General features: G+C 69.6%; 27 protein-coding genes. 20 read left to right on the forward strand and 7 right to left on the reverse strand.

All coding sequences use genetic code 11. The features are described 5' to 3' along the window. Nucleotides 1–8: 8 nt before the first annotated feature. Complete coding sequence (gene lysM, locus ACWHMB_RS03310; protein ID WP_293222426.1) at nucleotides 9–491, reverse strand: peptidoglycan-binding protein LysM; 483 nt, start codon at nucleotides 489–491, stop codon at nucleotides 9–11. 106 nt (nucleotides 492–597) lie between these two features. Here lysM and ACWHMB_RS03315 point away from each other — a divergent pair, with 106 nt between their 5' ends. Then, a complete protein-coding gene (locus ACWHMB_RS03315) occupies nucleotides 598–1,377 on the forward strand; it encodes a type III pantothenate kinase (RefSeq protein WP_377481522.1) in 780 nt (259 codons plus the stop codon). Nucleotides 1,378–1,380: 3 nt separating this feature from the next. Here ACWHMB_RS03315 and ACWHMB_RS03320 read toward each other — a convergent pair whose 3' ends face one another. Together ACWHMB_RS03320 and ACWHMB_RS03325 are read right to left on the reverse strand one after the other, a co-directional pair. After that, a complete protein-coding gene (locus tag ACWHMB_RS03320; RefSeq protein WP_377481519.1) occupies nucleotides 1,381–2,466 on the reverse strand; it encodes a M14 family metallopeptidase in 1,086 nt (361 codons plus the stop codon). Between the two features lie 82 nt (nucleotides 2,467–2,548). Beyond that, on the reverse strand, nucleotides 2,549–3,793 hold the full coding sequence (locus ACWHMB_RS03325) for a M20 aminoacylase family protein (protein WP_377481517.1): 1,245 nt from the start codon (nucleotides 3,791–3,793) through the stop codon (nucleotides 2,549–2,551). Between the two features lie 77 nt (nucleotides 3,794–3,870). On the opposite strand from ACWHMB_RS03325, the gene ACWHMB_RS03330 reads away from it, so the two are divergent. Then, nucleotides 3,871–5,004, forward strand: coding sequence for an aminopeptidase (locus ACWHMB_RS03330; RefSeq protein WP_377481514.1), 1,134 nt, complete (start codon nucleotides 3,871–3,873; stop codon nucleotides 5,002–5,004). 7 nt (nucleotides 5,005–5,011) lie between these two features. Here the strand turns inward: ACWHMB_RS03330 and ACWHMB_RS03335 are convergent, their stop codons facing one another. The 4 genes from ACWHMB_RS03335 to ACWHMB_RS03350 form a co-directional block, all read right to left on the reverse strand. Beyond that, the gene (locus ACWHMB_RS03335) at nucleotides 5,012–5,266 is read right to left on the reverse strand and encodes an acyl-CoA-binding protein (RefSeq protein ID WP_377481511.1); all 255 of its coding nucleotides are present in this window, start codon (nucleotides 5,264–5,266) and stop codon (nucleotides 5,012–5,014) included. A gap of 36 nt (nucleotides 5,267–5,302) precedes the next feature. Beyond that, nucleotides 5,303–5,980, reverse strand: coding sequence for a TetR/AcrR family transcriptional regulator (locus ACWHMB_RS03340; RefSeq protein WP_377481508.1), 678 nt, complete (start codon nucleotides 5,978–5,980; stop codon nucleotides 5,303–5,305). After that, entirely contained in the window at nucleotides 5,977–6,849 is an 873-nt protein-coding gene (locus tag ACWHMB_RS03345) for a DUF3108 domain-containing protein (protein ID WP_377481505.1), read from the reverse strand. Before ACWHMB_RS03345 ends, ACWHMB_RS03340 begins: the two co-directional genes overlap by 4 nt. A 501-nt stretch (nucleotides 6,850–7,350) precedes the next feature. Continuing rightward, a complete protein-coding gene (locus ACWHMB_RS03350; RefSeq protein WP_377481502.1) occupies nucleotides 7,351–7,833 on the reverse strand; it encodes a phasin family protein in 483 nt (160 codons plus the stop codon). A 158-nt stretch (nucleotides 7,834–7,991) separates the two neighbouring features. On the opposite strand from ACWHMB_RS03350, the gene rfbB reads away from it, so the two are divergent. The 18 genes from rfbB to ACWHMB_RS03440 all read left to right on the forward strand — a co-directional run bounded on the left by rfbB (nucleotide 7,992) and on the right by ACWHMB_RS03440 (nucleotide 25,046). After that, nucleotides 7,992–9,062 (forward strand): dTDP-glucose 4,6-dehydratase, encoded by a 1,071-nt coding sequence (gene rfbB, locus ACWHMB_RS03355; RefSeq protein ID WP_377481499.1) that lies wholly within the window; start codon nucleotides 7,992–7,994, stop codon nucleotides 9,060–9,062. Then, nucleotides 9,059–9,961 (forward strand): dTDP-4-dehydrorhamnose reductase, encoded by a 903-nt coding sequence (gene rfbD / locus ACWHMB_RS03360; RefSeq protein ID WP_377481496.1) that lies wholly within the window; start codon nucleotides 9,059–9,061, stop codon nucleotides 9,959–9,961. The genes rfbB and rfbD overlap by 4 nt, the downstream gene beginning before the upstream one ends. Continuing rightward, nucleotides 9,958–10,857 (forward strand): glucose-1-phosphate thymidylyltransferase RfbA, encoded by a 900-nt coding sequence (gene rfbA, locus ACWHMB_RS03365; RefSeq protein WP_377481493.1) that lies wholly within the window; start codon nucleotides 9,958–9,960, stop codon nucleotides 10,855–10,857. The genes rfbD and rfbA overlap by 4 nt, the downstream gene beginning before the upstream one ends. Further along, nucleotides 10,854–11,411, forward strand: coding sequence for a dTDP-4-dehydrorhamnose 3,5-epimerase (rfbC, locus tag ACWHMB_RS03370; protein ID WP_377481490.1), 558 nt, complete (start codon nucleotides 10,854–10,856; stop codon nucleotides 11,409–11,411). The genes rfbA and rfbC overlap by 4 nt, the downstream gene beginning before the upstream one ends. Next, nucleotides 11,408–12,226 (forward strand): glycosyltransferase, encoded by an 819-nt coding sequence (locus ACWHMB_RS03375; RefSeq protein WP_377516439.1) that lies wholly within the window; start codon nucleotides 11,408–11,410, stop codon nucleotides 12,224–12,226. Before rfbC ends, ACWHMB_RS03375 begins: the two co-directional genes overlap by 4 nt. After that, nucleotides 12,223–13,464, forward strand: coding sequence for an acyltransferase family protein (locus ACWHMB_RS03380; protein WP_377481484.1), 1,242 nt, complete (start codon nucleotides 12,223–12,225; stop codon nucleotides 13,462–13,464). Before ACWHMB_RS03375 ends, ACWHMB_RS03380 begins: the two co-directional genes overlap by 4 nt. A gap of 51 nt (nucleotides 13,465–13,515) precedes the next feature. Next, nucleotides 13,516–15,255, forward strand: a complete 1,740-nt coding sequence (gene gspE, locus ACWHMB_RS03385; protein ID WP_377481481.1) for a type II secretion system ATPase GspE — start codon at nucleotides 13,516–13,518, stop codon at nucleotides 15,253–15,255. Then, nucleotides 15,255–16,478: a type II secretion system F family protein gene (locus ACWHMB_RS03390; RefSeq protein WP_377481478.1), complete on the forward strand. Its 1,224-nt coding sequence runs from the start codon at nucleotides 15,255–15,257 to the stop codon at nucleotides 16,476–16,478. The genes gspE and ACWHMB_RS03390 overlap by 1 nt, the downstream gene beginning before the upstream one ends. A gap of 26 nt (nucleotides 16,479–16,504) precedes the next feature. Continuing rightward, complete coding sequence (gene gspG / locus ACWHMB_RS03395) at nucleotides 16,505–16,942, forward strand: type II secretion system major pseudopilin GspG (RefSeq protein ID WP_293222690.1); 438 nt, start codon at nucleotides 16,505–16,507, stop codon at nucleotides 16,940–16,942. Nucleotides 16,943–16,973: 31 nt separating this feature from the next. Further along, a complete protein-coding gene (locus tag ACWHMB_RS03400) occupies nucleotides 16,974–17,495 on the forward strand; it encodes a GspH/FimT family pseudopilin (RefSeq protein WP_377481475.1) in 522 nt (173 codons plus the stop codon). Nucleotides 17,496–17,626: 131 nt separating this feature from the next. Continuing rightward, the gene (locus tag ACWHMB_RS03405) at nucleotides 17,627–18,061 is read left to right on the forward strand and encodes a type IV pilus modification PilV family protein (RefSeq protein ID WP_377481472.1); all 435 of its coding nucleotides are present in this window, start codon (nucleotides 17,627–17,629) and stop codon (nucleotides 18,059–18,061) included. After that, complete coding sequence (locus tag ACWHMB_RS03410; RefSeq protein ID WP_377481469.1) at nucleotides 18,058–18,759, forward strand: prepilin-type N-terminal cleavage/methylation domain-containing protein; 702 nt, start codon at nucleotides 18,058–18,060, stop codon at nucleotides 18,757–18,759. Before ACWHMB_RS03405 ends, ACWHMB_RS03410 begins: the two co-directional genes overlap by 4 nt. 83 nt (nucleotides 18,760–18,842) lie before the next feature. Continuing rightward, entirely contained in the window at nucleotides 18,843–19,682 is an 840-nt protein-coding gene (locus ACWHMB_RS03415; protein WP_377481466.1) for a type II secretion system protein GspK, read from the forward strand. 13 nt (nucleotides 19,683–19,695) lie between these two features. After that, a complete protein-coding gene (locus ACWHMB_RS03420; RefSeq protein WP_377481463.1) occupies nucleotides 19,696–20,787 on the forward strand; it encodes a PilN domain-containing protein in 1,092 nt (363 codons plus the stop codon). Beyond that, nucleotides 20,784–21,344, forward strand: coding sequence for a type II secretion system protein GspM (gene gspM / locus ACWHMB_RS03425; RefSeq protein ID WP_377481460.1), 561 nt, complete (start codon nucleotides 20,784–20,786; stop codon nucleotides 21,342–21,344). The genes ACWHMB_RS03420 and gspM overlap by 4 nt, the downstream gene beginning before the upstream one ends. Beyond that, nucleotides 21,341–22,051, forward strand: a complete 711-nt coding sequence (locus ACWHMB_RS03430) for a hypothetical protein (RefSeq protein ID WP_377481457.1) — start codon at nucleotides 21,341–21,343, stop codon at nucleotides 22,049–22,051. The genes gspM and ACWHMB_RS03430 overlap by 4 nt, the downstream gene beginning before the upstream one ends. A gap of 5 nt (nucleotides 22,052–22,056) precedes the next feature. Next, nucleotides 22,057–24,447: a type II secretion system secretin GspD gene (gene gspD, locus ACWHMB_RS03435; RefSeq protein WP_447648434.1), complete on the forward strand. Its 2,391-nt coding sequence runs from the start codon at nucleotides 22,057–22,059 to the stop codon at nucleotides 24,445–24,447. Nucleotides 24,448–24,629: 182 nt separating this feature from the next. After that, on the forward strand, nucleotides 24,630–25,046 hold the full coding sequence (locus ACWHMB_RS03440; RefSeq protein WP_377481451.1) for a hypothetical protein: 417 nt from the start codon (nucleotides 24,630–24,632) through the stop codon (nucleotides 25,044–25,046). Nucleotides 25,047–25,208: the final 162 nt, after the last annotated feature.

The raw sequence follows: 25,208 nt of genomic DNA on the forward strand, positions 1-25,208 counted from the left end.
GTCTACGGTCAAAGCGCCGGAATGCGCAGCTTTTGTCCCACGTAGATCTTGTCCGGGTGCGTCAGCATGGGCTTGTTGGCTTCGAAGATGACGGGGTACTTGTTGGCGTCGCCGTAGTACTTCTTGGCGATGGCCGACAGCGTGTCGCCGCGCACCACGTCGTGGTATTGCGAGGCGGTGCCGGCGGGGTACTGCAGGTTGTTGTCGACGCCGCTCACGCTGGCCACGTTGCCGGCGGCCAGGCCGGCCTTTTCGGCGGCTTCCTGGCTGGGCGCGCTGCCGGCCAGGGTGACCTTGCCGCTGGCGCCGTCAAAGCCCACGTCCAGGCCGATCACGCCCAGGTTCTGCTGCTCGATGTAGGTCTTGATGGCGTCGGCGGCCTTCTGGTTCAGCTCGGCCACGTTGGGCGCGCCGCTGGTGGCGGCCTGCTCGACTTCCTTGGCGCCAAACAGCTTCTCGCCGGCTTCCTTGATGAAACTGAACAATCCCATGCGGTTCTCCTTTGGTCTGCGGTTGATGAGGCCTGCACTTTAACCGCTGCGGTGGCGGTGCAAACCCTCGGTGGCGTGCAGGGTAGAGCGCTTATATTGCAGGCCCATGACGTTTCTGGCGATCGATGTCGGCAACACGCGGCTGAAGTGGACGCTGTACGAGCGCCCGGCCGCGGGCGCGCGCGTGCTGGCGCACGGGGCCGAGTTCCTGGAGCAGCTCGACCGCCTGGCCGAGGGCCCCTGGGCCGAGTTTGCCGAGCCCACGCGCATGCTGGGCTGCATCGTCGCCGGCCAGGCCGTCAAGCACCGGGTGCACGAGCAGATGGAGCGCTGGGAGGTGGAGCCGCGCTGGGTGGTGGCCTCCGACGCTGAGGCCGGCCTGACCAATGGTTACGATTTTCCGGCCCGGCTGGGCGCCGACCGCTGGGTGGCCATGATCGGCGCGCGCCACCACATGCTGGCGCGCGGGCCGGCGCGGCCGATCCTGCTGGTGATGGTGGGCACGGCGGTGACGGTGGAGGCCATCGACGCCAGCGGCCGCTTTCTGGGCGGGCTGATCCTGCCGGGCCACGGCATCATGCTGCGCGCGCTCGAATCCGGCACGGCCGGCCTGCACGTGCCGACGGGCGAGGTGGTGGAGTTTCCGACCAACACCAGCGACGGCCTGACCAGCGGCGGCACCTACGCCATTGCCGGCGCCTGCGAGCGCATGTTTCGCCATCTGTTCTTGCGCAGCGGCGCCGAGCCGCTGTGCCTGATGACCGGCGGCGCGGGCTGGAAGATGATGCCCTCGATGATGCGGCCCTACGAGCTGGTGGAAAACCTGATCTTCGACGGCCTGCTGGTCATCGCGCAGGAGCGCGAGGCCCTGCACGGCGGCGTTTGAACATCAGCCGGCCAGGCCGTCCACCGCCTGAAACAGCGCCTGCCGCGCCTGGCTGATGACCTGCCCCTTCCAGGCGTCGGTGTCGGTGTAGAAGGCCTTCAACATGCGCGCCTTGATGCTGGCCGCCAGCGCGGCCGGCGCCTCGGGATGCTGGGCCAGCCAATGGTCGCCGCGCAGGGCGTCCAGCACCTCGGCGATGGGCTCGGTGCCGTATTCGATGGCGATGCCGGTGTATTCGGCCTGCGGCGCGGCGTCGCGCAGGCTCTCCCACAACAGGCCGGTCAGCACCGGGCTGGACGAGGAGCCGTCGTAGATGGAGGTCACCTGCTCGCCCCACCAGCGGCGCGCGCGCGCCAGCGCGGCGGGGTCGTTGCGGTCGGCGTGGATGCGCTCGCCCACGCCGCTCGGCCCCAGGCCGGTGTGCAGATCGATCCAGCCCACACGCCGCGCCGATGTGGCGTGCCGGGCCAGCAGCTGGCGCACGGCCTGGTTGCTCCAGGTGGGCGCGCGCCCGCCGTAGAACAGGCCGTCGGCAAAGTCGTACTGCCCGCCCGAAATGGCCGCCTGCCACGCCGGCAGGCCATCGCGCGCGATGAAGGCCTGCACGGCGGCCCGGTTGTCGGCGTCCGGCGGCCAGGTGGCGGGCAGCAGCAGCGCATGCACGCGCGCGTAGGCGGCGTTGACGGGCAGCGGGCGGCTGAAGTCGTGGAAGTTGCGGTTCAGGTCGACGTTTTCCTGCGTCACGCGGCGCCCGTGCGAAAAGCCCCAGGGGTTGAGCGCGTGCAGGTACAGCACCGTCACGCCGGCGTCGCGCGCCTTGGCGCGCCAGTCGGCGTCGTGCAGGGCGAACACCTGCACGCCGCTGCCGCAAAAGCCTTCCACGCCATGGCAGGCGCTGCTGACGATCAGCAGGCGCTCGGCCCGCGGCTCGCCGTCGCGGGCCACGTCCAGCGCCAGGGTCTCGCCCTCGGCGCCGGGCAGGGGGTGGTTCAGCGACTCGATCTGCGTGCCGGCGCTGGCGGCGGCTTCGAGAAACTTGACGCGCGCCTGGGCGTAGCGGGCGGCGAAGGCGGCGGGGATGGGGAGCATGGCGGGTCGAAGGGACGGATCGGTGAGGAGCGAAGCGCCGCTGGCCCTCACCCCAAGCCTCTCCCCGAGGGAGAGGGGGCAATCAAGCCTTGCCCGGCATGGGGCGGTCGGCCGGTGGTGTGTGCCCCAGCCAGGCCTGCGCCAGCTGCACCCAGTAGGTGGCGCCCAGCGGGATCAGCTCGTCGTTGAAGTCGTAGTGCGGGTTGTGCAGGGTGCAGGGGCCGGCGTCGTGGCCGCCGCCGGCGTAGCGGCCGCGGTGCGCGCCCGAGCCGTTGGCGATGAAGCAATAGGCGCCCGGCTTGGCCTGCAGCATGTAGGCGAAGTCCTCGGCGCCCAGGGTGGGTTCCTGCGCCAGCGCTTGCTCGGCGCCGACGATGCCGGCCATCACCTGGCGGCAGAAGTCGGCCTCGTAGGCGGTGTTGACGGTGGGCGGATAGTTGCGCACGAACTCGAACGTGCACTGCGCGCCGAAGGCGGCGGCCACGCCTTCGGACACCTCCCGCATGCGCCGCTCGATCAGGTCCAGCGTCTCGTAGGTGAAGGTGCGCACCGTGCCCTGGATCTCGCAGGCGTCGGGAATGACGTTGGTGGCCTCGCCGGCGTGGATCATGGTGACCGAGATCACGCCCGCGTCCACCGGCTTGCGGTTGCGCGAGATGATGGTCTGAAAGCCCTGCACCACCTGGCAGGCGATGGGCACCGGATCGATGCCCATGTGCGGCAGCGCCGCGTGCCCGCCCTTGCCGGTGATGGTGATCTTGAACTCGTTGCTCGAGGCCATGACCGGCCCGGGCGAGACGGCGAAGCTGCCCACGGCCATGCCCGGCCAGTTGTGCATGCCGAATACGGCCTCCATCGGAAACTGCGTGAACAGCCCGTCCTTGATCATCTCGCGCGCGCCGCCGCCGCCTTCCTCGGCCGGCTGGAAGATCAGGTAGACCGTGCCGTCGAAGTCGCGGTGCTGCGCGAAATGCTGGGCCGCCGCCAGCAGCATGGCGGTGTGGCCGTCGTGGCCGCAGGCGTGCATCTTGCCGTGCGTCTGGCTGGCGTGCTCGAAGGTGTTGAACTCGGTCATGGGCAGCGCGTCCATGTCGGCGCGCAGGCCGATGGCGCGGCCCGACTGGCCGCCGTCGCGCCCGTGCACGATGCCGACCACGCCCGTGGTGCCCAGGCCGCGGTGGATGGGAATGCCCCACTCGCCCAGCTTGGCTGCCACCAGGTCGGCGGTGCGCACTTCCTCGAAGCACAGCTCGGGGTGAGCGTGGATGTCGCGCCGCAATTGGGTGATGGCCGCGGCTTGCGCCAGGATGGGTTCGATGAGGTTCATGGCGGCAGTCTAGCCGTCTGGGGGGCGTTTGGCCATCGGGCGGCCCGCCGCGTCGGCGATGGACAATCGCGCCCGACATGCTCCTCACGCTTCATCCCGTCTCGCGCTGGCGCCGCCTCGGGCGCGCCCTGCTGCTGGCCGGCGCGCTGGCGCTGCTGGCCGGCTGCAGCACGGTGGGTTATTACGCCCAGGCCATCGGCGGGCAGCTGGCGCTGATGCAGGCCGCGCGCCCCATCGACGACTGGCTGCGCGACCCCGCCACGCCCGCGCCCCTGAAGGCGCGGCTGGCGCTGGCGCAGCGCCTGCGCAGCTATGCCGTGACCGAGCTGGACCTGCCGGACAACGCCAGTTACCGCCGCTACGCCGACATCCACCGCGCGGCCGCGGTGTGGAACGTGGCGGCCGCGCCGGTGGATTCGCTCACGCTCAAGCGCTGGTGCTTCGTCGTGCTCGGCTGCGTGGGCTATCGCGGCTACTTCGACGAGGCCGCGGCGCAGGCGCTGGGCCGGCAACTGCGCACGCAGGACGCGCTGGATGTGACGGTGTACGGCGTGCCCATGTATTCCACCCTGGGCTGGCTGAACTGGCTGGGCGGCGATCCGCTCTTGTCCACCGTCATCCATTACCCCGACGCGGCGCTGGCGCGCATCGTGTTTCACGAGCTGGCGCACCAGAAGTTCTACCTGGCCGGCGACACCGCCTTCAACGAGTCCTACGCCACGGCCGTGGCTGCCCTGGGCGCGGCGCGCTGGCTGGCGCGGCACGGCGATGCCGCAGCGCGGCGCGCCGACGCACTGGCGCAGCAGCGCCAGCACGACTTTCGCCAACTCACCCACGCCACGCGCGCCGAGCTGAGCGCCATTTATGACAAAAACAAGGCTCCAGCCCGCACGCAGCAAGCGCGACTAACTATGAAATCAGAAGCGATGCAGCGCTTTCGCACGCGCTACCAGGCGCTGAAGGCGCGCTGGGCCGCGGCCGGCACACCCTTCGACGGCTACGACCGCTGGGTGGCTCAGGCCAACAACGCCGCCTTTGCGCTGCAGGCCGCCTACGACGGCTGGGTACCGGCCTTCGAGGCGCTGTTCGCGCAAGGGGGGGACGACTGGCCGCGCTTTTACGCCGCCGTGCGCGAATTGGGGGCGCTGCCCAAGGACGAGCGCGACGCGCGCCTGCGGGCGCTGGCGCCGGCCGCCGCGCCGCCGTCCTGAGCGGCTGTCAGCGCAGGCTCTCGAACAGGTCCAGGTACTGCTGCATGGCCTCGTCGGTGGGGGTGCCTTCCAGCTTCTTCCAGGCGTCCCACTTGGCGCGCGCCACCAGGTCGGCAAAGCCGGGCTTGTCGCGCTTGTTGTCGCCCTCGGTGGCCTGCTTGTAGGCGGCGTACAGCTTGAGCAGGGTGGCGTTGTCGGGCCGGGTGGCGAGCTTTTGCGAATCGGCAAAGGCTTGTTCGAAGCGGGCTTTGAGGTCGGACATGGCTTGGGTCAGGGCAGGGGTGGAGATGGCGGCATGTTAGGGCAAGGGTGGCGCCTGATAGGCCTGCAGCAGGCCCGTCAGGTGCGCACGCGCCGCGTCGCCCAGGTGCGGCAGCAGCAGGCTCATCACGTGGTAGGCGCCGCGCAGCAGCGCGTCCTGGGCGTTCTCGGGCTCCATGGCGCTGCGCGGCTGCAGCACGTATTCGTAGCTGAGCCAGTAGGTCAGCACCACCACCATGCTGGCGGCCAGGGCGTCCTGGCGGCGCTCGGTCTCGGCGCTGGGCGGCGCGGCGGGCGCGCCGGTGGGCAGGTGGTCGAGCAGCGCGCGCAGGGCGCTTTTCTTGCGCATCAGCAGGGCCGGAAAGTGCGTCTCCAGCCGGCGGTTGCGCGACAGCAGGTGGTTGAGGTCGCGGTAAAAAAAGCGGTACTGCCAGATCAGCTCGAACAGCGAGTGCAGGAAGAACCACGCGTCCTCGACGTCGCGCACGTCCTCGGCGGCGGCCAACAGCTCGGTGGCGGCGTGTTCGTACTGGCCGAACAGCGTGTTGATCAGCTCGTCCTTGGACGGGTAGTGGTAGTACAGGTTGCCCGGGCTGATGCGCAGCTCGGCCGAGATCATCGAGGTGGAGGTGTTGGGCTCGCCGAAGCGGTTGAACAGCTCCAGCGAGGTGGCCAGGATGCGCTCGGCGGTGCGGCGGGGGGCCTTGCGGGTCATGGGGTGTGTCCGGCATCGGTGCGCGCAACCGGGCGGGTGGCCGTGGTCGGCGTCGGCCGGGCGTAGGCCGTCTGCAGCTCGTAGTCGACGTGATCCCCATTGGCCTCGGTGATGCGCAAGCGCACCGGCAGATAGTCGAGTGCACGCCCCAGCCAGATGTCGACTTGCGCGCTTTGGTCACCGGTCGGAATGTGCGACAAGTGGACGGCCGCAACCGCCTTGCCGCCCAGCGCGGGAACGGTTTCGTCGGCCACGATTGCGAAGCGCCATACACCCACGCCCTGGTTGTGCGCGGCTGGCAGGGTGATGGCGCTGCCGACGGGGTAGCGCGCCGGATCCGCTGCCAGCAGTGCGCCCAGCTGGATCAACGCGCTTAGCCGGTCCTGCGTGCCGGCCACCAGTGGAGCCTGGGCGCCAGTGGCGCTGAACGACACGCGCTGGCTGTCGTAGTCGAATCGTGACTCCTGCCTATCGACCCCCTGCCCCTGCCACTGCGCCAACGCCGGCGCCAGCCCTTGTGGCGTGAGCACGCCGGAGGCGCGGCGCGACTGCTCGCCCATCCGGGGGACGTTCAAGGTCCACCGGATGTCGTACCATCGGCCGTCCTGGCGCCAGGCCAGTGTGCTGGCCACTTCAAACGCCTGGCCTCCGATGCTGCCCAGACTGAGATAGGTCAGCTCGGCGGCGCGCGGCACATGAACCGGCGCGTCGTCCGAGCCTTGCGCCCACAAGCGGGCCGCCGCGCTGGCCTCCTGTTCCGACAGCGGAGGTTCGATCGATGCGACGTTGAACGGACCACTGACTGGTCCGCTGGGCTTGGACACCAGCAGGTCGGCGTCGGCGCTGCTGCTGCCGTTGCCAGCGGGCACCGGCCCCGCACGCGCAGCGGTGGCCGGCGCAGTGACTGCTGCTCTTGGCCGACTGGTCGACTCGGCTGAAACCGCGGCACTGCTCCTCGCTGGCACGCGCTTGGTTGGCGTTGGAGCGTGGCGCTGTGATTCCGGCCTAACCTCGGGGGGCGGAGCGGGCGCAGACAATGGTTCGTGCTCCGCAGCCGCAGGGCTTGGTTCTTTCGCAGGAGCGGGCAGGGCCACCATCCGTGTGGTGAAGACGCCGCCGCTCGCGCTGGCTTGGTCGCTGTGGCCCCAACGTGGCAGTTCTAGCAACAAGGCCGCATGGACGGCCAGCACCAGCAGCGTCGTCAATGCCAGTTGACGGCGGGTCGTGGCGGACGATGTGGAAAATGACAATGCAGCGGTGGAAATCACGGGGGCGGCACGAATAATGAAGTCGTCACGGCGTTGTCGCAGGCATCGCGTTGTGAAACTCGGCGAGGGCAGCGCCCGGTACGCATCGCGGAAGCCCGGCCTTCAGGATGCTCGGCGCGCGTTGCGGCGGGGTTTGGGCGTCACCGTGTTAGCCGCTTCCGGCCCTACGGTGCCAGAGGGTTGCAGCGCACGTTCAAGCGCCTCGACGCGCCGGGTCAATTGCTTGATTTCCTCCGTGGACGGCATCCCCAGGTTGGCCAGCGCGCGCGCGACCCGACCCTCAAAAATCCCGCCCAAGCGATCCCAAGAGCCCGTCGAGCCAGATGCACCCGTCGTCAATTCGCCGATGCGCTGCGCCGCTTCGGCCCACTGCTGTTTTGCCAACGCCTGCGAGCGCTCCTGCATTTCCATGCCCTGCTTGACCAGCGCCTCGAATGCCTTGGTCCCTTCGGACTGAGCATTTGCCTGAGCGCTGGCCAGCGCGCCCAGGCCAGCAAGCCAGATATTGTGCGCCGGCTCCTGTACGGCATTAGGTGGCTTGGCTGACGATGCCTTGTTGCGGCTTTTTGGCGACGGAGTGGCCATGGCGTTGATCTCGGTTCACTAGACGACAAGTGCGGAGCATCCATTATCCGATTTCGGGTGCTGCATCGGGCTTGCAAGATAATTCACGGCTTGAAAAGATCCGTCATCGCCTCGGATGTTCCGCTGCGCGACATCGCGAGTCAAAGAAGGTCCACACCATGATTCTGGTTACCGGCGGCGCCGGCTTCATCGGCAGCAACTTCGTGCTCGACTGGCTGGCCGCGGGCCATGAGCCCATCGTCAACCTCGACAAGCTGACCTATGCCGGCAACCGCGCCAACCTGGCGGGCCTGCAGGGCGATGCGCGCCATGTCTTCGTGCAGGGCGACATCGGCGACCGGGCGCTGGTGGCGCGCCTGCTGGCCGAGCATCAGCCGCGCGCGGTGCTCAACTTCGCGGCCGAAAGCCATGTCGACCGCTCCATCCACGGCGCGGGCGAGTTCATCGCCACCAACATCGTCGGCACCTTCCAGCTGCTGGAGGCGGTGCGGGCCCACTGGGGCACCCTGCCGGTCGAGCGGCAGGCGGACTTCCGCTTCCTGCACGTGTCCACCGACGAGGTCTACGGCAGCCTGGCGCCGGATGCCCCGGCCTTCACCGAGCAGCACGGCTACGAGCCCAACAGCCCCTACAGCGCCAGCAAGGCCGCCAGCGACCACCTGGTGCGCGCCTGGCACCACACGCACGGCCTGCCGGTGCTGACCACCAACTGTTCCAACAATTACGGGCCCTATCACTTTCCCGAAAAGCTGATCCCGCTGATGATCGTCAACGCCCTCGCCGGAAAGCCGCTGCCGGTCTACGGCGACGGCCAGCAGGTGCGCGACTGGCTGTACGTGGGCGACCACTGCAGCGCCATCCGCCGCGTGCTGGCCGCCGGCCGGCCGGGCGAGACCTACAACGTCGGCGGCTGGAACGAAAAGCCCAATCTCGAGATCGTGCACACCGTCTGCCGCCTGCTCGACGAGCTGCGCCCGCGCGCCGACGGCCGGCCCTACGCCACGCAGATCACCTACGTCCAGGATCGCCCTGGCCACGACCGCCGCTACGCCATCGACGCGCGCAAGATCGAGCGCGAACTGGGCTGGCGCCCGGCGGAGACCTTCGACACCGGCATCCGCAAGACCGTGCAGTGGTATCTGGACCACCCCGACTGGGTGGCCCAAGTGCAGTCCGGCGCCTACCGCGACTGGGTGGCCACGCAGTACGGCGCGGCTGCGGGCGCATGAAGATCCTGCTGCTGGGCCCCAACGGCCAGCTCGGCTGGGAGCTGCGCCGCAGCCTGGCGCCGCTGGGCCAGGTGATCGCGCTGGATCGCCACGGCGCCGATGGGCTGTGCGGCGACCTGGCCGATGCCGAGGGCCTGGCCGCCACCGTGCGTGCGCTGCGGCCGCGGGTGATCGTCAACGCCGGCGCCTACACCGCGGTCGACCGCGCCGAAGCCGAGCCTGCGCTGGCCGAGCGCATCAACGCCCAGGCCCCCGCCGTGCTGGCGCGCACGGCCGCGGCCTGCGGCGCGCTGCTGCTGCATTACGGCACCGACTACGTGTTCGACGGCAGCGGCGAGCGCCCCTGGCGCGAGGACGACGCCACCGGCCCCCTGAGCGTCTACGGCCGCACCAAGCTGGCGGGCGAGCAGGCCATCGTGCAGTCGGGCTGCGCGCATCTCATCCTGCGCACCAGCTGGGTCTATGCCGCGCGCGGCGGCAACTTCGCCCGCACCATGCTGCGCCTGGGCGCCGAGCGCGAGCACTTGAGCGTGATCGACGATCAGTGGGGCGCGCCCACTGGCGCCGAGCTGATCGCCGATGTCAGTGCCCACGCCCTCGCCCAGGTGCTGCGCCAGCCCGGCAAGGCCGGCATCTATCACCTGGCGGCGGCCGGCGAGACGAGCTGGTTCTCCTATGCAAAATACGTGTTTGCCCAGGCGAGACAAGCGCAATCAGCTATTAAATTAGTAGTAAAAGACATCGCCCCCATCGCCACCGCCGACTACCCCACCCCAGCACAGAGGCCGCACAATTCGCGCCTGGACACGCGCAAGCTGCAGGCCGCCTTCGACCTGACCCTGCCGCCTTGGCAAGACGGCGTGCGCCGCATGCTGCAAGAAATCCTTCAAGCCCCATGACCCCATCACGCAAAGGCATCATCCTGGCCGGCGGCTCCGGCACCCGCCTGCACCCGGCCACGCTGGCCATCAGCAAGCAGCTGCTGCCGGTGTACGACAAGCCCATGATCTATTACCCGCTGGCCACGCTGATGCTGGCCGGCATGCGCGACATCCTGGTCATCAGCACGCCGCAGGACACGCCGCGCTTTCAGCAGCTGCTGGGCGACGGCAGCGCCTGGGGCGTCAACCTGCAGTACGCCGTGCAGCCCAGCCCCGACGGCCTGGCGCAGGCCTTCATCATCGGCGAGTCCTTTGTCGGCGGCGCCCCCAGCGCGCTGGTGCTGGGCGACAACCTGTTCTACGGCCACGACTTCGAGACCCTGCTGTCCAACGCCGACGCGCGCAGCGAGGGCGCCACCGTGTTCGCCTACCACGTGCACGACCCCGAGCGCTACGGCGTGGTCGAGTTCGACGCCGCCGGCCGCGCCATCAGCATCGAGGAAAAGCCCACGCAGCCGCGCAGCAGCTACGCCGTCACCGGCCTGTACTTCTACGACGCGCAGGTGCTCGACATCGCCAAGTCGATCCAGCCGAGCGCGCGCGGCGAGCTGGAGATCACCACCGTCAACGACACGTATCTCAAGCAGGGCCAGCTTAGCGTGCAGATCATGCAGCGCGGCTACGCCTGGCTGGACACCGGCACGCACGACAGCCTGCTGGACGCCGGCCAGTTCATCGCCACGCTGGAGCGCCGCCAGGGCCTGAAGGTGGCCTGCCCCGAGGAGATCGCCTGGCGCCGCGGCTTCATCGACGCCGCGCAGCTGGAGCGCCTGGCCCAGCCGCTGGCCAAGAGCGGCTATGGGCAGTATCTGCTGGGCCTGCTGCGCGGGCCGGCGCCGGAGCGCCGCGCATGAACGTGCTGACGACCTCGATCGACGGGGTACTGATCCTGGAGCCGCGGGTGTTCGGCGATGCGCGCGGCTTTTTCATGGAAAGCTACAACCGCCGCGCGTTTGCCGCGGCCACCGGCCTGGATGCCGATTTCGTGCAGGACAACCACAGCCGCTCCGCCAAGGGCGTGCTGCGCGGCCTGCACTACCAGCTGCGGCAGCCGCAGGGCAAGCTGGTGCGTGTGGTGGCGGGCGCGGTGTTCGACGTCGCGGTGGACATCCGCCGCGCTTCGCCCACGTTTGGCCGCTGGGTGGGCGTCGAGCTGAGCGCCGACAACCAGCGGCAGCTGTGGGTTCCGCCCGGCCTGGCACATGGCTTTCTGGTGCTCAGCGACAGCGCCGATTTTCTCTACAAGACCAGCGACTACTATGCGCCCGAGCACGAGCGCGCCATCGCCTGGAACGACCCGGCCGTGGGCGTTGCCTGGCCTTTGGCCGCGCACGGCATCACGGCGCCGCTGCTGTCGGCCAAGGACCGGGCCGCGCCGCCGCTGGCACAGGCCGAGCTGCCGGCTTGAGCGATCGCGCGGCGCGCATGGACATCACCGCCTCCATCGTCAGCCATGGCCATGGCGCGCAGCTGGCCCAGTTGCTGGATGACCTGGCGGGCCTGGCCGGGCCGCGTCCGCGGCGCGTCATCGTCACGCTCAACGTGCCCGAGCCCCAGCGGGTCGCGCCCTTGCAGGGCCGGCACTGGCCGTTCGAGGTCGAATGGCTGCCCAACGCCCGCCCCGCCGGCTTTGGCGCCAACCACAACCGGGCCTTCGAGCGCGACGCCCGCCTGGGCGCGTCCGCGCTGCTGGCGGTGCTCAATCCCGACCTGCGACTGCGCGCCAACCCGTTCGAGGCCTTGGTTGCGGCGCTGCAGACCGACGCCCGCATCGGCGCGGCCTACCCGGTCCAGCTCGACGCGGCCGGCCGCCTGCAAGACCATGAGCGCCTTGCCCCCACGCCGGCGCGCCTGCTGCGCCGTCACCTGCTGCGCCGTGCCCGCGAGCTGGCGCCCGGGCAGTCGCCCGACTGGGTCAACGCCGCGTTCCTGCTGCTGCGCCGCGCGGCATGGACCGAGGTGCACGGATTCGACGAAGGCTTCCACATGTATTGCGAGGACGTCGACCTGTGCTTGCGCCTGCAACTGGCGGGCTGGCGGCTGGCGCGTGCCGACGCCGCCGTCGTCGAGCACGCGGCGCAGCGCGCCAGCCGGCGGCATCTGCAGCCGCTCGTCTGGCACGCCGGCAGCCTGCTGCGCCTGTGGCGTTCGCCGGCCTGGCGGGCGTGGCGCGTGCGCCTGCCCGCGGAAGCTGATCGGCCAGAATCCATCCATCGTCCATGAATCCAGTCCAGTCCAGCCCCCGCTATCAACGCAACTTCGGCCTCGACCTGTTGCGCACGATTGCCATCAGCGTGGTGCTGATGAACCACGGTTTCCTGGGCTTTTTCGTTGGCCCCGGCCTATCCAGATGGGAGGGTTGGCGTGCTGCTCTCAGTGCCTGTGCCGTGTTTTCCATCGAATGGCTGTTCGTGCTCAGCGGGTTCCTGATTGGGTCGATGATGATCCGCAGTTTCGAGACGCGAGGCGGCTGGGGCGCCAGCGCGCGCGACTTCTGGCTGCGCCGCTGGTTTCGCACCATTCCCAACTATTACCTGTTCTTGCTGGTCAATGCGCTACTGGCGTGGTGGGGCGTCGAGGAAGGGCGTTTCGCTTGGTCGTTTGCGCTGTTCTCGCAAAACCTGGCCTCAGCTCAGGTCAAGCCGCTGTTTTTTGCCGAAGCCTGGTCGCTGGCGCTGGATGAATGGTTTTACTTCCTCATGCCTCTGCTCCTGGGGCTGGCGGCGCTGCTGACCCGGTTGGAGCGCCGTCAACTGTTCTGGATCGTCGCCGGCCTTTTGATCGGGGTGCCCAGCGTGTTGCGCACCGTGGTCACGCCATCAGCGCACTTTTTCCAGTGGGATGACGACATCAGACGCGTCACGCTGATGCACCTGGACGCCACGGGCTGGGGCGTGGTGGCCGCCATCCTCAGCCGCTGGCATCCCCGGTGGTGGGCCAGCTGGCAAGGTGCCAAGGCCCTGCTGGGCCTGACCTTGACGATTGGTGCCGCGGCCGCCATGTTCTACTTCATGTTGATCGACTGGCGCGGCTTTGCCGGCGGGCGCTTCAATGACCTGGCGCTGATCGCCGCGCCCGGCGTTGGCATCGTGCTGATCCTGCCCTGGTTGGCCAGCCAGCGTGCCGGCGTTCCCGGCCTGCGCTGGCTGGCCGCGCGCATGGGCGACTATTCATACTCGGTGTATCTGTGCCACTTTCCCCTGATGCTTCTGATGGTCCACTTTGCTAAGGCTCTGGGGCTTGATCTGGGCATCCACGTCGGCTGGATGGTGCCGCTGTGGCTGGTGCTGGTGCTGGCGCTGTCGGCGCTCGTGTTCCACATTTTCGAGAAACCCGTCTCCGATTTGCGCGAACGTTTCACGCGGCGCGTGCAGGCGGGTCCCTTCGGCACCCAGCCCGTGCTTGAGCCGGGCGTGCGCAGGCGCGAACCGATGGTGCCGGCGCCCAGCCCTGACCCGTAAAATTCGCGCTTGCCGACACATGATGCGCGTTCCACCGGGGATTTTTTGCTCATGACTGAACCACCGAACACCGCCGAGCTCACGCCTCAGACCGACCCCGTCGCGGCGCTGAGCTGGCCCGCCTACGGCCAGCTGCTGGTGCGCGCCGGCAAGCTCACGCCGCGCGACCTGGAGCGGGCGCTGGCGGCGCAGCAGGAGATGGGCGGCGCGCTGGATGGCGTGCTGGTCAGCCTGGGCCTGGTGTCCGAGCCCGACGCCGCGCATGCGCTGGCCGAGCACCTGGGCCTGCCCTTCGTGGCCGCCGAGGCGTTTGCCGAGGCGCCGCCCGAACTGCCCGGCCTGCTGCCCGAGTTCCTGAAAACCCACCACGTGCTGCCGCTGCGTGCCGAGGACGGCCGGCTCGACGTCGTCATGCGCGCGCCGCAGGACGCCTTCGTGCTCAAGGCGCTGCACCTGACCACCGGACTGGCGGTGCACCCGGCCGTGGGCCTGCCCTCGGACATCGACAAGGCGCTGCAGCGCCAGCAGGAAGAGGCCGCGGCCGAGACCGGCGACGACGGCGCGCTGGACGAGGAGGGCGCGGGCGACTTCGTCGAGCACCTGCGCGACCTGGCCAGCGAGGCGCCGGTCATCCGCCTGGTCAACAGCCTGATCGGGCGCGTGATCGAGCTGCGCGCCTCCGACATCCACCTGGAGCCCTTCGACGACGGCCTGCACGTGCGCTACCGCGTCGACGGCGTGCTGCACCCCGGCGAGGTGGTGCCGGCGGGGCAGGGCGCGGCCGTCAGCTCGCGCGTCAAGTTGCTGGCGCACCTGGACATCGCCGAGCGCCGCCTGCCGCAGGACGGACGCATCAAGACCCGCGTCAAGGGGCGCGAGCTGGATTTACGCGTCTCCACCGTGCCCACCGTGTACGGCGAGAGCGTGGTCATGCGCGTGCTCGACCGCGCCAGCGTGCGCTTCGGCCTGGGCGACATGGGCTTCGCGCCCGACACGCTGGAGCGCTTTCACCAGTTGGTGCACCGCCCGCACGGCATCCTGCTGGTGACGGGGCCCACCGGCTCGGGCAAGACCACCACGCTCTACGCCGCGCTGGCCGAGCTCGACGCCGCCTCGCAAAAAATCATCACGGTCGAAGACCCGGTCGAATACCAGATGGCCGGCATCAACCAGATCCAGGTTCACACCCAGATCAACCTGACCTTCGCCAACGCCCTGCGCTCCATCCTGCGCCAGGACCCGGACATCATCATGATCGGCGAGATGCGCGACGGCGAGACGGCGCAGATCGCCGTGCAATCGTCCCTGACCGGCCACCTGGTGCTGTCCACCCTGCACACCAACACGGCCGCCAGCGCCGTCATCCGCATGCAGGACATGGGCGTCGAGCGCTACCTCATCACCTCCACCGTCAACGGCGTGCTGGCCCAGCGCCTGGTGCGCCGCCTGTGCCCGCACTGCAAGGCGCCGGTGCAGCCCGCACCCGAGCTGCTGAAAGACTCGGGCCTGGGGCGCTTTCTGCCCGCCGGCCAGCCCATGTACGAGGCCAAGGGCTGCGAGCATTGCCGCGGCACCGGCTACCAGGGCCGCACCGGCATCCACGAGCTGCTGGTGGTCGACGAAGCCCTGCGCAGCGCCATCCTGCAGGGGCGGGACGCGAGCAGCCTGCACACCCTGGCCATGCACGCCGGCATGCACAGCCTGTACGAGGACGGCCTGCGCAAGGTGGCGGCCGGTGTCACCAGCCTGGACGAGTTGCTGCGCGTCACGCAGGACCAGGGTGAGGGCTGATGCCTGAGTTCGCATGGCGCGCCGCCCAGGCCGACGGGCAACTGGTCGAAGGCCGCAGCCAGGCCGCCGCCGCCGATGCCGTGCTGCGCCAGCTGCGCGAGCGTGGCCTGACGCCGCTCAAGGTCGAGAGCGCCGCGGCTGCCGGCGCGATCACCGTGGGCGGGCGCACGCGGCGCATCGACAAGGGCCCGGTCAACCGCGCCGACGTGCTGGCCTTCACCAGCGAGCTGTCGATCATGCTGCGCGCCGGCTTGGCGCTGGACAACGCGCTGCGCGTGCTGATCGAGATGAGCGCCAAGCCGCGCGTGCAACAGTTGTTGCAGGGCGTGCTTGAAGACGTCAAGGGCGGCGCCACCTTCTCGCGCGCGCTGGCCAAGCACGACAAGCTGTTCGGCGATTTTTATCTGAACATGGTGCGCTCGGGCGAGGCCAGCGGCAAGATGTCCGAGGTGCTGGAGCGCCTGGTGGCGCACATGGAGCGCCTGCGCGCGCTGCGCGAAAGCGTGGTCTCGGCCACCCTGTACCCGGCCATCCTGCTGGGCGTGGCCGTGCTGTCGCTGGTGGGCATGCTGGGCTTCGTGGTGCCGCAGTTCGAAAAGCTGTTCAAGGGCATGGGCGACGCGCTGCCGCTGCCCACGCGCATCGTCATGGCGCTGGGCCAGGGCTTTCGCCAGCACGGGCTGGAGATCGGCATCGTCGTGCTGGTGCTGGGCTGGCTGCTGTGGCGCACCCTGAGCTCGCCCGCCGGCCGCGCCTGGTGGCAGGCGAGCCTGCTCAAGCTGCCCGTCATCGGCCCGCTGATTTACAAGTACGAACTGACCCTGTTCGCGCGCTCGCTGGGCACCCTGCTGGGCAACGGCGTGCCGCTGCTGACCGGCCTGCACATCGCCACCGAGACGGTGGGCAACGCCAACCTGCGCGCGCCGCTGGCCAAGATGGCGCCGCAGGTCAAGGAGGGCGTGCGCATCACCCGCGCCATGGAAAGCACCCAGGTGTTTGAACCTTTGGCCATCAACCTGATCCGAGTGGGCGAAGAAACCGGGCGCATCGGCCCCATGATGAACGAGCTGGCCGACGTGCTGGACCGCGAGGTCGAGACCGGCATCAAGCGCGCCCTCACCCTGCTCGAACCCATTCTCATCCTGGTGCTGGGCGCGCTCATCGCCGCCATCATCGTCTCCATCCTGCTGGGCATCCTGTCGATCAACGATTTGGCCGGATAGCGCCCCCCCTTGAAAGGCAACACCGCATGAAATCCCTCATTCGCCGTCAACTGGCCCGCGCCGCGCGCGGCTTCACCCTGATCGAGATGCTGGTGGTGATCGCCATCATCGCCCTGCTGGCCGGCCTGGTCGGCCCGGCGGTGATGGACCGGCTGGGCGGCGCCAAGAGCAAGACCGCCGCCATCCAGATCGCCGACCTGGACAAGGCGCTCGAAATCTTCAAGCTCGACGTCGGCCGCTACCCCACCAACGCCGAGGGCCTGCAGGCGCTGGTCACCAAGCCGGCCTCGGCCAATGGCTGGAACGGCCCCTACCTCAAGGGCGGCCTGCCGGTCGACCCCTGGGGCAACGCCTACCGCTACGCCAACCCCGGCCCCAACGGCGGCATCCAGATCCTGTCGCTGGGCGCCGACAACGCGCCCGGCGGCGAGGGCGAGAACGCCGACGTGCAGAACAAGCAGTAGGCCGTGCGGCGGGGAAAAATATAAGTCAAATATGGCTCTGGCGCTTGTGTATAAAGCGCAAGCAGCTATGAATATAATAGTATTTGACCGACTTGGGCAAACCCCCCGCAAGGCCCGCGGCTTCACCCTGATCGAGCTGCTGGTCGTCATCGCCCTGATGGCGCTGGTGGTCGGCCTGATCCCGATCGCCTTCGAGCGCCTGCACGAGTCCAGCCAGTACCGCGACACCGTGCGCCAGGTGCTGACCGACCTGCGCGCCGCGCGTCAGCAGGCGCAAAGCCAGGGCGTCGAGACCCGCTTCGACGTCGACCTGCGCGCGCGCACCTTCGGCGTCGAGGGCGGCCCGCCGCACAGCGTGCCCGAGCCCCTGACCCTGCGCGCCGTCATGGCCGCCGAGGAAAGCGCCGGCGACGGCCGCATGGCCATCCGCTTTCTGCCGCGCGGCGGCGCCTCGGGCGGCAGCGTCGATCTGATCCGCCCCTCCGGCAGCGGCGTGCGCCTGCGCGTCGACTGGTTCTCGGGCCGCGTCGAGCAGGAGGCGATCGAGCCATGACCGCGTCATCGCGAGCCCCGCAGGGGCGTGGCGATCCAGCCCCGCGCGGGCGGTGGGCGCAACGCCTGCCCTGGCACGCGCCGTCGCTGGATGGCCGCGTCGGCCTGCGGCCTCCTCGCCATGACGCTGACTTGTCCCCGCGCTCCAGCAGTCCTCGACACCTTCGACCGACGCAGCGCGGCTTCTCCCTGCTCGAAATCCTGGTCGCCTTCGCCATCGCCGCCATGGCGCTGGGCATGCTCTACCGCGTCAGCGGCAACAACGCGCGCCAGATCGGCAATCTCGACCAGCACGAGCGCGCCATGCTGCTGGCCCAGGGCCTGCTGGCCGCCCATGAGACCGTGCCCGCGGCGGGCCTGAGCGAGAGCGGCGAAGCCGCCGGCTACGCCTGGCAGCTGCAAAGCCACCCCTATCCCACGCCCACCAGCGGCGCCTCGCCCCAGGCCGCGCGCCTGCACGAGGTGGTGGTCGACGTCGCCTGGAGTGACGGCGCGGCGCCGCGCCACTTCGAGCTCGCCAGCCTGCGCCCCGAGCGCAAGCCCCAGCCGGGCGAGGTGATGCGATGAGCCGTTGGGCGAACCGGCGGGCGCCGGGTGGTTTCACTCTGGTCGAGGTGCTGATCGCCCTGACCCTGCTGGCCCTGCTGATGCTGGTGCTGACCAGCGCGCTGAGCTCCATGGGCCAGGTCGAGTCGCGCGTCGAGCAGCGCATCGAGGCCGCCGACGACTACCGCCTCAGCACCGCGCTGCTCGACGACGCCCTGGGCCGCGTGTCGGCGCGGCGCTTTGCCAGCGGCCGGGTCGACGATGGCCCGACGCAAATCCCGTTCTTCCAGGCCGGCCCCGATGCGCTGGCCTGGATCGGCGTCATGCCCGCGCGCTTCGGCCTGGGCGGGCGCCACTACCTGCGCCTGGCGCTGGAGCGCGGCGCCGCCGGCGGCCAGCTGGTGCTGCGCTACGCGCCGTGGGACGGCGCGCCCACGTACGACGCCTGGGGCCAGGCCCAGGCCCAGGTGCTGGCCGCGCCCGTCGGCGCGCTGAGCCTGCGCTACATGGACCCGGGCAGCGGCCGCTGGAGCCCCGTGTGGCCCCCGCCCGGCGTGGCCGCCAAGGATTTGCCGGTGTCAGGACTGCCGGCGGCGGTCGAGCTTGACCTTGACGGCCCAGTGCCGGCTTGGCCGCCGATCGTGGTTGCGTTGGTTCCGACTTATATCAGCGACCCATCGGCCAGCGGCCCGGTTTCCGGTGGGGGGCGCGGACAATGAGCTTGCCGACGCCCCCTCTGCATACCGCGCAACCTTTCGGCGCGACTGAGTGGCGCCCACGGATATGTGCCAAGGCGTCGGGCATGGCCATCGTCGCCGTGCTGTGGATCGTCGCTGCGCTGAGTGTCCTGGTGATCGGCGTCACCGGTACCGTGCGCCAGCAGGTGCAGGCGGCGAGCAGCCTGCGCGAGCAGGTCAGCGGACGCGCCCTGGCCAATGCCGCGGTGGCGCTTGTGGTTCAACAACTGCAGGTCGAGTCCCAGCGGCCCACGGGTCTGGCCGATGTCCAGGTCAGCTACAGCGGAGTCGTGATGAACGTCCAGGTGGCGCCGCTCAATGGTTTGATCTCGCTCAACGGCGCGGCTCCGGATTTGCTGGCCGCGTTGCTGCAGGTGGCCGGCGGTTTGCCCGCCGCCCAGGCGCAGGCGCTGGCGGAAACACTGGTCGAGTGGCGCGACGTGCCGCCCCAACTCTCCCTGACGGGCGAAGCCGGCGCGCGTGGCCAGTCGCGCCGCTTCGAAGCACCCGAGGACCTGCTTTTGGTGCCAGGGTTCGGTTACGACCTGTATGCCCGCGTGGCGCCGCTGGTCAGTGCCGACTTGAGTGGCACCGGGCGCGTCAACGCGGAAGCTGCGCCGCCCGGTGTGCTGGCCGTGTTGGCGCAAGGCAACGAGGCACGTGTGGCTCAATACGTGGCGCAGCGTTCCAGCGCGCAAGTGGGCGCCGACCTCAGTGCCTTCAATTCGGCCTTTACCGCAACCGGCGGCAGCGATCTTTACCGGCTGCGCGTCAGTGTGCCGCTGGAAGCAGGCAAAATGCTGCTTCTCGTTCAAGATGTCGCGCTGCGTCCGGGCGCATCGCGCACTGCACCGTGGCGCGTGCTGCGCACGCACAGCCAGGTGGCGCCGGCAGCCGGCGCCTAGTTTTGTTTTTTTCATGAATCCGATCCGGACCGACAATCGCCCCGCTTTCGGCGTCGACTTTGCACAGTGGCTGCGTCAGTGGCAGGCCGCTGGTGCCATGCTGCTCGAATGGCCGCCGCTGCGGCGTCTGCTGCTGCCCCAGGTACCGATTGCCCTGCACCAGCCAGACGGCAGCAGCAGCGCGTGGCTCGCCACAGGTGAGTTGGCGTGTCCGGTGGTGTCCGGCCCGGGCGATGGCGCCGCTGTCCAGGTGCTGCAATTGCCCGTCGATCGTGTGCTCGAGCGCTCGCTCACCCTGCCGCGGCTGGCGCCCGTCGACGTGACGCAGGCCGTGCAGCTCGATGTTGCGGCCGCCAGCCCGTTTGGTGCGGAGCAGACCGTCTGGGGTTTTTGCACCCGGCGTATCGGCGGTGAACGGCTGCGCGTCGATGTCGCCATCGCCGCGCGCCAGCAGGTTGAGCAGAACCTGTACGAGGCCAAGCTTGCCAGTTCGACTCCGACCGAAGTCTGGGTGCTGACGGGCCCCGTCCCCGACGATGCCGGTGCGGTGCGCCCGATCGTGTTGCGTGGTTTTGGTGAAGGAGCACGCCAGCAGATCACCCGGCGCGGCCTCACGCGACACCTGGGGCTGGCCGCGCTCGCGCTGGCCTTGCTGGCGGCCTTGGTTGTCACGCCGACAGCACTGCAGCGCGAGCGCGCGCGCCAGGCCGTCCGTTCATTTGACGCGCTGCAAAAACAGGCCGCACCGCAACTGGCGCAGCGTGAAGCGCTGCTGCGGCGGCTTGAACGTGTGCAGGCCGTCTCTGACTTGCTTGGGCAGCAACTCGCCCTGCCGCCCGTGCTCGATCTGCTGACGCGCACCGTTCCCGACGACGCTTGGCTCACCTCGTTGCGTGTCGACGGCAACAAGCTGGTGCTCAACGGCCAGGCCAGTGACGCCGCCGCCCTGGTGCAGCGCCTGTCCGCCCAGCCCGGCGCGCACGAAGTGCGCTTGGCGTCGCCCGCCACCCGCGGCGCCGGCGCGGCCAAGGAGACCTTCATCATCGAACTCAAGCTCGACGCCCGCCGCTACGGTCCAGTCAGCACTGGCAAGGAGGCGTCATGAACGTCGAGCGCTTCAAGCGGCCCGAGGTGCTGTGGCTGCTGCTCGCCGGCTGCGTGTTGCTGGCCGCCTTTGCCTGGGCTTCCTGGACCGTGGTGGCCAAGTACCGCCAGGCCTCGGTGCAGCTCGCCGACATCGGCCCGCGCTACGCACGCCTGGCGGGAATGCTACAAAACAAGGAGTTGTTTGCGCAACCTGCCAACGCGCTGACGGCAAACTTGGCCCAATTCGTCTACCCCGCCTCCGACGATGCCAGCCAGACCGGCAACACCGCCCTGCAAAAGGTGCGCGACCTGGCCACGGCGCGCGGCCTGCGTGTGGCCAGCAGCCAGAGCGCTGCCCCGCGCGACGAAAAAGGCTTCGACCGCATCGATCTCGCCCTGCGCGTGGAGGGCAGTTGGCCCGATTTGGTTGCCACCTTGCGCGAGTTGACACAGCAGCACCCCGCCATCTTCATCAACACCTTGCAGTTGGGGGTGCAGCGCCATGAAGTGCAGGGCGTTGCGCAGCTCATGTTTGGCCAACTCGACCTGTATGTGCTCAGGGAGCGCGCGCCATGAGCCGCCTGGTTGCGCCGATCTACCTCGTTGCCGTTGGCCTGATGGCGGTTTTGCTGTTCATGCTGTGGGCGGCGCCCGGCCCGCTGGCGGCCTGGCGCCACTGGCAGCCGCCACCGCCGCAGCCCCCCCGGTTGGACGACGTGCAGGCAGCGATGCTGCGCCCCAACCCCCTGGCCACCGGGGCGTACCCGGTCGTGCTCGATCGCCCGTTGTTCACCGTCACGCGTCGGCCGGCGGCCGCGGCAGCCGCTGCCGCGCCCGCTGCCGCGCCCGCCCCCAGCGCCATTGAGCAGCTTGCGCTGCAGGGCGTTGTTGCCGGCCCCACCCTGACCGGCGTCATGCTGCAGGAAGGCGGCCAAACCCGCTTTGTGCGCGTGGGGGAGCGGGTGGATGATTGGGTGCTTGCCCGCGTGCAAGACCGCGAAGCCGTGTTCGAGCGTGGTGGTCGCCAGCATCGCATCGCGTTCAATCCGGCGCCCGGCGAGGCGGCCACGTCGGGCAGGGCGGCAGCCGTGCCCATGCCGGCGGCCGCAGCGACGCCGGTGGTTCCACCCGCGGCGGTGCCAGCAGCCGCGCCCAACCCACCCTCCGGCATTTCCGATCAAACGCGCGCCAAGCCTGCGGCGCCGCCAACCAACAAGGGCCCCGCGACTCTCGGAGGGCCTACGACCCTCGGGGGACGATCCGCCCAACGCACTTCGCCATGATGCCCATGCCACGCTTGTTCCAATCGCTTTTCACGCTGGCCCTGCTGGGCGCGCTGGCCGCCTGCGCCAACCTGGATACCGGCCCCGCTTCAATCGCGCCCGCCCAGGTCGCCTGGGGCGCGCCGGCGCCCGCCAGCGCCGCCATGCTGCAGGCCAGCGCGCCGGCCCCTGCCGCCCCGGCGCCGGCCGCGTCCGAGGCCGCCACCATGGAGCCCATCGTCATCCGCGGCAACGACCGCGTGGTGGCGCCGCCCGCCGTCAAGTTCGCCGGTCCGGCCAAGGGCGCCAGCACCGCGCTCAAGTTCGAGTCCGCGCCCGTGTCCGAGGTGGTCAAGGTGGTGCTGGGCGACCTGCTCAAGGTCGACTACGTGGTGCACCCGCCACTGAATGGCACCATCACCCTCACCACGCGCCAGGCCGTCAGCCCCGACCGCGCCCTGCTGCTGCTTGAAAGCGCCCTGCAGGCCAGCGGCGTGGTGATGGCGCGCGACGCCCACGGCACCTACCACGTCGGCAGCCCCGAGGCGCTCAAGGGCATCGTCAGCGTGCCCGTGCTGGCCGAACCCGGCAAGCCCTTGCCGCCCGGTTACGGCACGGTCATCATCCCGCTCGAATACCTGGGCGCCGGCGAGATGGCCAACATCCTGCGCCCCATGGTCGCGTCCGACGCCATCGTGCGCGTCGACACCCTGCGCAACATCCTCGTCATGCGCGGCACCCGCGCCGAGGCCGAGGGCTGGCTCGACCTGGTCAAGACCTTCGACGTCAACCTGCTGCGCGGCATGTCGGTGGGCGTGTTCCCGCTCAAGTACACCAGCGCCGCCGACGTCGAGACCGCGCTGCGCCTGCTGTCCAGCGGCACCGCCGCCAGCGCGGCGGCCGGTGGCGCCGCCGGCCAGGCGCCGACCGCGGCGGCGACGGCCCGCTCGGCCGGCAACCGCGTCGGCGCGGCACCCGCCGCCGGTGCCGCCCCACTCGCCATGCAGGGCCTGACCGAGGGCAGCCCCATCTTCGGCGCGCTGCGCATCGTGCCCATCGAGCGCATCAACGCCGTGCTGGTCATCAGCCCGCGCGCCGCCTACCTGGACGAGGCGCGCTACTGGATCGAGCGTTTCGACCAGCCCAACATGAACAGCACCGAGCCCCAGCTGTTCGTCTACAAGGTGCAAAACGGCTCCGCCAGCCACCTGGCCGAGCTGCTCAACGGCATCTACGGCGGCGGCCCGCAGGGCAGCGCCTTCAGCGGCGCCACCGGCGTCGCCCCTGGCCTCACCAACAACGTCAACACCAGCTTCGCCAGCCAGTTCAGCAACCGCAACCAGAGCCAATCGCGTGGCTTCGGCACCAGCGGAGGCTTCGGCACCAGCGGAGGTTTCGGCACCAGCGGCGGTCTTGCCACGGCCAATCGCAACAACGCCCAGCAACCGCAAGGTCCCGGCGTGGTCACCACCCAGCTGGCCACGGGCGTGCGTGTCATGGCCGACCAGATCAACAACACCCTGCTGATTCACGCCAGCGCGGCCGAGTACGAGCGCATCGCCGCCACCCTGCGCCGACTCGACATCCAGCGCGCCCAGGTGCTGATCGAGGCGTCCATCGTCGAGGTCACCCTGGGTGACGGCCTGCAGTACGGCCTGCAGTGGGCCTTCAACGGCGGCCTGGGCCGCTTTGCCGGCCAGGGCGTGCTGGGCACTCCGAGCACCGCCATCGCGTCGGCCCAGTCCAGCAGCTCCTTCACCTACACCCTGAGCAACGGCGCCAACGTCGCCGCCGTGCTCTCCGCGCTGGCCAACAAGTCGCTGGTCAAGGTCATGTCCAGCCCCTCGCTGATGGTGCTCGACAACCACACCGCCGCCATCCAGGTCGGCACCCAGCAGCCCGTCAACACCGGCACCACCTACTACAACACCGGTGGCGGCGTCGCTCCCACCACCACCAACATCCAGTACAAGGACACCGGTGTCATGCTGGGCGTCACGCCCTCGGTCAGCGCGGGCGACCTGGTCACGCTCGACATCGACCAGACCGTCACCGACATCGGCCCCGACTCCACCTCGGCGGCCACCGCCGGCTACCCCACCTTCATGCAGCGGCAGATCAACTCCAAGGTGGCCGTGCGCTCGGGTGAAACCCTGGTGCTGGGCGGCCTGATCAAGGACAGCGCCAGCAGCGGCAAGTCCGGCCTGCCCATCCTCTCGTCCATCCCGGTGTTGGGCGCGCTGTTCGGCCAGCACAAGAGCGCGGCCGAGCGCACCGAGCTGCTGGTCATCCTCACCCCGCGCGTGCTGCGCTCCGACGAGGACGCCCGTGCCGTCAGCCGCGAGCTGCGCGACCGCATGCAGGGTTTGCTGCACAGCGGCGCCTTTCCGGCTGCCGCGCCTGCCGCGCGGCCCTGAGGGCCTCGTGGCGCCCGTGCGCCCCCTTTTGTAGGCTGGGCCAAGCGCGGGGGGCTTGTCCAGCGTTGCCTCAAAGCCACCCTCCCCAAAATCCATCAACTCGGCCTGCGCGAGCCGGGTTCACCCCTGCGCGCCGCCGCTTTGCGACAATGGCCCCTTTCGACTCACCCGCCTCCAGACCCATGAAGCCATCTCTCTCCTCTGTTGCGCGCCGCGCCGCCCTGGCCGCCGCCGTATTGGCCCTTGCCGGTTGCGCCGGCCTGCAGCCCCAAACCACCGAGCAGATCGTGCAGCAGCGCGCCCAGCAGCGCTGGGACGCGCTGGTGGCGGGCGACTTTGCCAAGGCCTGGACCTACAGCACGCCCAGCTTTCGCCAGCGCGTCAAGCAAAACGACTACCGTGACCAGTTCGGCCGCGCCGGCCAATGGACCGCCGCCAAGGTGGAGTCGGTGACCTGCAAGGCCGAACGCTGCACCGCCCAGGTCAGCCTGACCGCCCGACTGCTGTTCCCGGGCTTTAAAAACCAGCTCACCACCGGTGAGGTGCCCGAAATCTGGGTGCGCGATGACGGCCAGTGGTGGTACCTGCCGCCTCTTTGAGGTCAAAGGCTCGCCGGTCGCGCAACCCCTCCATTTTTATGTGGGGCCATTGCAACACAATCGACGGCGGCGTCCGTTTTTATGGTTTCCGGCGTTGAATCGGCGTGCGCCACCGTGTTAGCATCCCTCTCGCATTTCCAAGTTTCCCCTTGGGTTTCGCAA

The sequence above is a fragment of the Ottowia pentelensis genome (genome assembly GCF_964341695.1).

Coding starts and splice junctions, on each gene's coding strand:
- lysM (WP_293222426.1), bottom strand. CDS start 491: ATGGGATTGTTCAGTTTCATCAAGGAAGCCGGCGAGAAGCTGTTTGGC.
- ACWHMB_RS03315 (WP_377481522.1), top strand. CDS start 598: ATGACGTTTCTGGCGATCGATGTCGGCAACACGCGGCTGAAGTGGACG.
- ACWHMB_RS03320 (WP_377481519.1), bottom strand. CDS start 2,466: ATGCTCCCCATCCCCGCCGCCTTCGCCGCCCGCTACGCCCAGGCGCGC.
- ACWHMB_RS03325 (WP_377481517.1), bottom strand. CDS start 3,793: ATGAACCTCATCGAACCCATCCTGGCGCAAGCCGCGGCCATCACCCAA.
- ACWHMB_RS03330 (WP_377481514.1), top strand. CDS start 3,871: ATGCTCCTCACGCTTCATCCCGTCTCGCGCTGGCGCCGCCTCGGGCGC.
- ACWHMB_RS03335 (WP_377481511.1), bottom strand. CDS start 5,266: ATGTCCGACCTCAAAGCCCGCTTCGAACAAGCCTTTGCCGATTCGCAA.
- ACWHMB_RS03340 (WP_377481508.1), bottom strand. CDS start 5,980: ATGACCCGCAAGGCCCCCCGCCGCACCGCCGAGCGCATCCTGGCCACC.
- ACWHMB_RS03350 (WP_377481502.1), bottom strand. CDS start 7,833: ATGGCCACTCCGTCGCCAAAAAGCCGCAACAAGGCATCGTCAGCCAAG.
- rfbB (WP_377481499.1), top strand. CDS start 7,992: ATGATTCTGGTTACCGGCGGCGCCGGCTTCATCGGCAGCAACTTCGTG.
- rfbD (WP_377481496.1), top strand. CDS start 9,059: ATGAAGATCCTGCTGCTGGGCCCCAACGGCCAGCTCGGCTGGGAGCTG.
- rfbA (WP_377481493.1), top strand. CDS start 9,958: ATGACCCCATCACGCAAAGGCATCATCCTGGCCGGCGGCTCCGGCACC.
- rfbC (WP_377481490.1), top strand. CDS start 10,854: ATGAACGTGCTGACGACCTCGATCGACGGGGTACTGATCCTGGAGCCG.
- ACWHMB_RS03380 (WP_377481484.1), top strand. CDS start 12,223: ATGAATCCAGTCCAGTCCAGCCCCCGCTATCAACGCAACTTCGGCCTC.
- gspE (WP_377481481.1), top strand. CDS start 13,516: ATGACTGAACCACCGAACACCGCCGAGCTCACGCCTCAGACCGACCCC.
- ACWHMB_RS03390 (WP_377481478.1), top strand. CDS start 15,255: ATGCCTGAGTTCGCATGGCGCGCCGCCCAGGCCGACGGGCAACTGGTC.
- gspG (WP_293222690.1), top strand. CDS start 16,505: ATGAAATCCCTCATTCGCCGTCAACTGGCCCGCGCCGCGCGCGGCTTC.
- ACWHMB_RS03400 (WP_377481475.1), top strand. CDS start 16,974: ATGGCTCTGGCGCTTGTGTATAAAGCGCAAGCAGCTATGAATATAATA.
- ACWHMB_RS03410 (WP_377481469.1), top strand. CDS start 18,058: ATGAGCCGTTGGGCGAACCGGCGGGCGCCGGGTGGTTTCACTCTGGTC.
- ACWHMB_RS03415 (WP_377481466.1), top strand. CDS start 18,843: ATGGCCATCGTCGCCGTGCTGTGGATCGTCGCTGCGCTGAGTGTCCTG.
- ACWHMB_RS03420 (WP_377481463.1), top strand. CDS start 19,696: ATGAATCCGATCCGGACCGACAATCGCCCCGCTTTCGGCGTCGACTTT.
- gspM (WP_377481460.1), top strand. CDS start 20,784: ATGAACGTCGAGCGCTTCAAGCGGCCCGAGGTGCTGTGGCTGCTGCTC.
- ACWHMB_RS03430 (WP_377481457.1), top strand. CDS start 21,341: ATGAGCCGCCTGGTTGCGCCGATCTACCTCGTTGCCGTTGGCCTGATG.
- gspD (WP_447648434.1), top strand. CDS start 22,057: ATGCCACGCTTGTTCCAATCGCTTTTCACGCTGGCCCTGCTGGGCGCG.
- ACWHMB_RS03440 (WP_377481451.1), top strand. CDS start 24,630: ATGAAGCCATCTCTCTCCTCTGTTGCGCGCCGCGCCGCCCTGGCCGCC.